Source organism: Thiobacillus sp. 65-1402 (assembly GCF_001897685.1).
GTDB lineage: Bacteria > Pseudomonadota > Gammaproteobacteria > Burkholderiales > Thiobacillaceae > Thiobacillus.
Genome location: NZ_MKUG01000140.1, coordinates 1 through 6609 on the forward strand (window position 1 = coordinate 1; position 6609 = coordinate 6609).

At 65.8% G+C, this 6609-nt stretch carries 5 protein-coding genes; all 5 read right to left on the minus strand.

Features of this window, described 5'->3' with window-relative positions; genetic code table 11:
• A partial coding sequence (gene mshL / locus BGO62_RS10955; RefSeq protein WP_296642272.1) for a pilus (MSHA type) biogenesis protein MshL occupies window positions 1–1672 on the minus strand: 1672 nt, incomplete at its 3' end.
• 29 nt (window positions 1673–1701) lie between these two features.
• Window positions 1702–3009, minus strand: coding sequence for an AAA family ATPase (locus tag BGO62_RS10960; RefSeq protein WP_296642274.1), 1308 nt, complete (start codon window positions 3007–3009; stop codon window positions 1702–1704).
• 6 nt (window positions 3010–3015) lie between these two features.
• Window positions 3016–4446 carry a sigma-54 dependent transcriptional regulator gene (locus tag BGO62_RS10965; RefSeq protein ID WP_296642276.1) on the minus strand — a complete coding sequence of 477 codons (1431 nt, stop codon included), beginning with the start codon at window positions 4444–4446 and terminating at the stop codon, window positions 3016–3018.
• 190 nt (window positions 4447–4636) lie between these two features.
• The gene (locus BGO62_RS10970) at window positions 4637–6256 is read right to left on the minus strand and encodes a hypothetical protein (RefSeq protein WP_296642279.1); all 1620 of its coding nucleotides are present in this window, start codon (window positions 6254–6256) and stop codon (window positions 4637–4639) included.
• Window positions 6257–6412: 156 nt separating this feature from the next.
• Window positions 6413–6609 (minus strand): DHHA1 domain-containing protein (locus tag BGO62_RS10975; RefSeq protein WP_296642282.1); only part of this gene is annotated, 197 nt, incomplete at its 5' end.

The following is a 6609-nucleotide window of genomic DNA, read 5'->3' on the forward strand; positions in this document are numbered from 1 at the left end:
GGTTGGACACCACGATGGGGCGCAGGAAGATCACCAGCTCGGTCTGGCTGTTCATCCGTTCATGCTGGCCGAATACGGCGCCGATGCCTGCGGGGCGCGACAGGACGGGCAGGCCGTCGCGCGCGTTGTTGCTGTCGTCCTGGATCAGCCCGCCGAGAATCACGGTCTGGCCGCTCCTCACCTGCAGCAGCGATTCCATTTCGCGCACCTGGATGACCGGGATCTTGTTGCTGATCTGGGCGTTTTTCAGATCCGGGTTGGGGTCGTCCACATCCCCCACCTTGCGCGTGATGGTCGGGCGCACGGTGAGCGACACCAGGCCGTTTTCATTGATCTGCGGCAGCACCGACATGACTACGCCGACCGGTACGGTCTGCGGGGTGGTGGTGAAGGTGGTGGTCGCCCCCACGTTGGCGGTTGAAACCGTGTCCGCCTTGACGGTGAAATACACCAGATTGTTCACTACCTTCAGCAGCGCCGTCTGGTTGTTCAGCGCCATCAGCTTGGGGCTGGAAAGCACCTTGGTGTTGCCGTAGGACTCCAGCAGGTCGATGGCCGCCTTGAACCCGTTGCCGCCGCTGTAGGTCGCTTGAATGAACGGCGCCAGCGAACCTGCGAGCGCATTGGAACTGCTGCCGCCGACCGCGCCGATGGCATCGATTTTCCACCCCACCGATCCCTGCAAGGCGCGCGACCAGTCGATTCCCGCGCGGTACTGATCCTTGAGCGTGACCTCGACGATGGTGGCCTCGATCAGCACCTGGCGCTGCGCCGACTGCATCACGCGGTCGAGGTATTGCTGCACCAGTTCCTGCTGCTTGGCGGTGCCCAGCACGCTGACGGTGCCGGCCACCGGGTTGACCGCGACATCGTTTTTGCCGTCGTTTGCCGGCTGGTCGGCAAACGCGGCGGTGAACAGGCTGGCGGCGCCGGCGCCGGCCTTGCTGGCGGCCTCGGCCTGCGACACCCGTTCGGCGCGCGTGGCCTTCTCGGCATCCAGCCGGGCGGCGCGTTCCTCGCCGCTTTGCGTGACCGCGCGGGTGCCGGCGAGCATGGTGCGGATGTTGTCGGCCAGCACCGTCCACAGGTCGTTGTTGGACTGGCTGGCCACCGTGGTGGTGGAGGAATTGCCGCTGGCAGTGCTGGTCGTGCCGCCTGTTGCCGTGCCGATGCCGCCGCCGGTGCTGGCGATCTGCGCCGCCACCCCGACGCTGGAGGTGGTGTTGCGGGCGACGTTCACATAATTGACGCTGTAGGTCTTGACGTAGGGGGTGTCGGGCATGATCGACACGGTGCGCCCGTTCATTTCGTAGCGCAGGCCGGCCTGCCGCGCGATGCGGTCGAGGATGGCCGGCAGCGGTTCCTGCACCGCATTGAGCGAGACGTTGCCGGCGATGCCCGGATGCAGGTCGATGTTGTACTGGGTGTCGCGCGCAATGGAAAACAGCAGCTCCTTCACCGGGACGTCGTTGACCACCACGGTGTAGGTCGGGACCGGCGCGCTCGGCTTGGGCGGGGACAGTGCCGGCGCGGCCCTGACCGGGGCGGGTGGCGGAGCGGCCGGCACGGCAGGCTGGCTGGGCTGGCTGATGTGGCCGGGCGAGGTGTCAAACGCCTTGGGCGGCACGCAGCCACCCAGGAACACGAGGCTGGACAGGACCAGTCTCGTCAATGCGGAGCGTTTCGACACAGCGTTCATCATCATTCCAAGACTGCGGTGCGCATTTTGCCGACCGTGCGCAGAAACGGCGCACCCTGAAGGGCATGAACGCCAGCCGGCGAGGCGGGCAGCGTACGCAGTGCCGCCATGGCGGCGTCGCGGTTGGCAAATTCGCCCGCCAGGATCATCCAGGCGGGCGCGCCCTGGCTCAAGCCGTGCAGCACGCGCACCGGTTGCGGGATGGTGGCGTCCAAACTCTCCAGTAATACGGCTGCCTCGCCGGCTTCTTTAGCCGCGGCGATCTGGATGACATGGGTGCCGGCTGCGGCGGCAGCGAGCCAGAGCCGGGTTTGCCGGGCCCGTTCGGTGATTTCGGCGACGGCTGCGGCGGCGGCAGGCTGACGGGAGGTCTGGGGGGCGGCTGCAGCGGGAGGGGCGGGAGCCAGCGCCTGCCAGGCAACCCATGCCAGCAAGCCCAGCGCGGCGGCAAGTCCGATACTCAACCACACCCAGCGGCGCATTCCGGCGTGCCGATGCGGGAGCGGCTGCATGTCGGCGTCGCCCGCCGCGGCGCCCAGGTGGGCCGGGGTGAGCGTATGGGTCTGCCCGGCATAGGCCGCCAGCAGGGTTTTGTCCGCCAGCACGTTGATGCGGCGCGACAGGCCGCCTGATAGCGCCGTCATGCGCGCGGTCAGCGCAGGCGAAAACAGGTCGGGACCGCGGTAGCCGGCCACCGAGAGACGCGCGCGCAGGTAATCGGCCACCTCGGCCTCCGCCAGCGGCGACAGGCTCAAACTCAGGGTGATGCGGTCCTTCAGCTGGCGGATGCGCGGGTCGGCCAGCTGCACGTCGAGTTCGGGCTGGCCGAACAGCACGATCTGCAGCAGCTTGTCGGTGGCGGTTTCCAGATTGGTCAGCAGCCGCAGGAACTCCAGGTTGTCGAGCGCGATGCCTTGCGCCTCTTCGACGAACACCACCACGCGGCGTCCTGCCGCATGGCGCGCCAGCAGCGCGGCATTCAGCTGCGCCAGGCGGGCCTGGCGGCCGCTTTCGGGGATTTCGATTCCGAGATCGGCCAGAATCGCCGCCAGCATGTCGTCCGGCGCAAGCGTAGGGTTGCCGAGATAGACGCTGTCGACGCTGTCGGGCAGCTGCGCTGCCAGCTTGCGGCACAGCATGGTCTTGCCGCTGCCGACTTCGCCCACCACCTTGATGATGCCTTCGCCCTGGCCGATGGCGTAGAGCAAGGCGGCGAGCATTTCACCGCGCTGGCCGCCGGCATGCCAGTACTCGGTATTCGGCGTGATGCGGAAGGGGGCTTCTTTCAGGCCGAAATAGTCGAGATACACAGGGGCTTATTCGCTGCCGTACGTTTGCATACGGCTGTACAGCGTGGTGCGGTTGATGCCGAGCAGCTTGGCGGCCTGCGACAGATTGCCGTGGGTCATGTTGAGCGCGGCCTCGACATAGGCTTTTTCCCACTGGCGCAGGGTGACGTCCAGGTTGAAGTTGGCCAGCGTCTGCAGTTGCTTGCGCGCCAGTTCGATCAGCGCCTTGCTGTCGTTGGCGAGCGGGATTTCCTGCGGGAAGGCCTGGTCGGTGTCGAGCTCGGCTTCCAGTTGCTGGGCGTTGACCGCCATGCCGGGGTATTTGGTGGTGAGCCGGATGGCGATGTTGCGCAGTTCGCGCACGTTGCCGGGGAAATGGTAGTCCTCCCACATCTGCTGCGCGCGCGGGTCGAGATGGAATGGCGGGGTCTTGGCCTCGCGGGCGTAGAAATCGCGGAAGTAGTCGAGCAGGGTGAGCTTGTCCTGCCCCATGTCGCGCAGCGGCGGCACCGCGATCGAAAACACCGACAGCCGGTGATAGAGGTCGGCGCGGAAGCGCCCGGCCTTGATTTCGGCGCGCAGGTCGCGGTTGGTGGCGGTGACCACGCGGGCATTCGAAAAGCGCGGCTGGGTTTCGCCGACGCGCTGGTATTCGCCGTTTTCCAGCACGCGAAGGAGCTTGGCCTGCAGTTCCAGCGGCAATTCGCCGATCTCGTCGAGGAACAGGGTGCCGTTCTCGGCTTCCTCGAAGTAGCCGGCGCGCGCGCTGTTGGCGCCGGTGAAGGCGCCCTTGGCGTAGCCGAACAGGGTGGGCTCGACCAGCGTCGGCGAGATCGCCGCGCAGTTGAGCGCCAGATAGGGTTTGTGCGAGCGCGGCGACAACTGGTGCAGGCTGGAGGCGACGCGCTCCTTGCCGCTGCCGGACTCGCCTTCGATCAGCACCGGGAAGGGCGCGGCCGCGTACTGCTTGATCTGCTGGCGCAGCTTGTCCATCGCCGGGCTGCTGCCGACGATGCCGGAATCCTTGGCCGGCGCCGGCGCCTTGTCGGCGCTGCGCTCGGCGTCCTGCACCAGCAGGGCGTTGAACAGCAGCGACTTCAGCCGCTCGGGTTCGCACGGCTTGGCGACGAAATCGATCGCCCCGAGGGCGCGCGCGTGGCGCGCATTGGCCTCGTCGCTCTGGCCGGACAGCACCAGGATCTTGATGCTGGGCGAGATGCCGAGGAGGTCGGCGATCAGGGCAAAGCCTTCATCGGGTTTGTGCGGTTGCGGCGGCAGGCCCAGATCCACCAAAGCCAGCTGCGGTGGCTCGTCCAGCTGCATCAGCAGGCTTTTCACCTGGGCGCGCGACTCGGCGGCCGAGATCTCGAAGTCCTTGCTCAATACATAGGTCAGCGTATCGGAAATCAGCGGATCGTCGTCGACGATCAGCAAGCTAGGTTTGTTGGTTCGGGACACATATCCTCCAGGTCCAATGGTGCCGCGACCGCGTCTGCTCCTGATGGAGAGAGGGATTGTTGTGCGCGTGTCGGGTTTTCGACGATTGTGCCAGAGAGCCGGTGAAAGTTAAACCGCGGCAGACCGGCAGGACTGCGCATGCCGCAAGCGGGGCGACGCGTTGGCGGTACGGCAGGGACGGGTTCGGCGATCAGCTGTTTACCGGCTCGACGGCAACGCGCATCCAGCCTTCGCTGCGCTCGATCGGGTTGCCCAGCGCAACGAGCCTGCGTTCCGGCGCGCCATGGATCTGCACTACCTTGCCAGGGGTGAAATGGACGGGGTCGATAATCACGCTGTCGACACCGGCGCTGCTTGTCAGCCACAGGCTGGAATACGGCAGGCTGGCGCCGCTGTTGTCGAGTCCGTTCACCGTGTAGCCGGCGGGTGCGGTGCCGTTCAGCATGGCCAGCACGGGCGTTTCGGCCAGGGTTTCGATGCCGACCGAACTGGTGTCGTCGTTGAGGCGCGCCAGGCGGCGCACGATGCCCAGCTGCCATGTGGCGGCGTCGTGCGATTTGATACCGATCAATGCGCCTACGCGCAGCCAGTCCTTGTCGCGGGATTCGACCGTGGCGCCATAGCCGCACTTGCTTTCGTCCTGCATCACCCAGCGTTCGACGTCGGGCGCGTTCGGGCCGGCCGGGGCCTGCATGTGCGAGATGCGTTCGCGTGTGCGGTCGGTGATGAAACCGTATACCTGCACGTCGTCGGCTTCGCTGTCGTTGAATCCCGTGCCGTACGGCGACACGCTGGCGGGCGCTTCGGACGCCTTGATCTGGGTGATGATGGCGCCGAGCCCGTGCGCGACATCGACCAGGCGCTTGATCGATTCGCGCGGCGCACGCCGCTGCTCGCGGGTGGCCAGCGAAGACCACTGGCGCTGCAGATGGTCGAGCAGTTCGAGGCTTTCGCTGGTGCGGGTGTTTTCCGTCAAGCCCAGTTGCGCTGGTGCGCGGCCTTCGCGCAGGGCAAGGTGGATTTCCTGCAGTCTTTGCAGCAGATCGGCTGTCGACCAGAAACGCAGCGGTTTGTCGGTATCGGGCTTGCGCACGCGGCGGGGGCCTTGATCGGACGACAGGTCGATCACGAAATTGTGGACATGGGTATCCAGGCGGTTGTCCAGCCGCATCATCCCGTGCCAGCCACACAGCCAGTGGTCGAGCAGATCCAGTTGTCGGGGGTAGAGCGTGCCGGAGTCGGCCAGATTCAGCATCAGGATATGCAGGTACGCCGTTTCGCAGCTGCAGTCGGACGCGTCTTCAGCGTAAGCCCGCAGCGGCTGCCGATGAAACCCTTCGGTTTCGGTGACGCGGTACAGATTGTGCAGGCGCAGCCAGAGTTTTTCGCCTGCGGGCTGGTAGCGTATCGTGCGCCATTTCAGCAGCTGTCCAAAGGCAAGGATGGCGCGCAGGGCGAGCAGCGGAATCCGGCTTTCGTGCGGGCTCCGCCCCGCCTCGCGCGCGAAGTGCAGCACGAAGGCGTGGTAGCCGCGCGCAATTTCCCAGTACAGGCCGTACACGGCATGCCAAAGCTGGCTTTCCACCGGGCGCGACATGCGCGGATTGCGCAGGTATTGGCGCACCAGCGTGTCCTGCAGGTCGCGCGACTTCTCGTCCAGCAGCATCAGCACGGCCAGACGATCTTTCGTGTATTGCGTCGAGTTTTCGTTGAAGCGCTTGAGCTCGCCGAGAATGGCTTGCTGGCATTTGAACGCGTCGCCGATCGGCAGGCTCTCGACCCAGCGCGCGGCCACCTTGAGGTTGGTCAACGGGTCATCGATCCGTTTGCCAAAAGAGGGCGAAAAGCGGGCGAGTTGCGATGCGAGTTTATTTGCCAGCGAGTTCATGGGTACCAGCTATCCGTGATGACGAGTCATGTTTCCAGGCACTATTACGGCTGATTGTGCAAATTCTGTACCCGCAGGTCAGACCAGCCTGGCTTGCGCCCATGCCTGCACCGCTGCCAGCGCCGCCGGCAGCTGATCCGGCTCGCTGCCGCCCGCCATCGCCATATCCGGCTTGCCGCCGCCCCTGCCGCCGACCTGGCTGGCGACGAAGCTCACCAGTTCGCCGGCCTTGATTTTCGCGGTGACGTCGGGTGTCACCGCGGCGATCAGGCTGA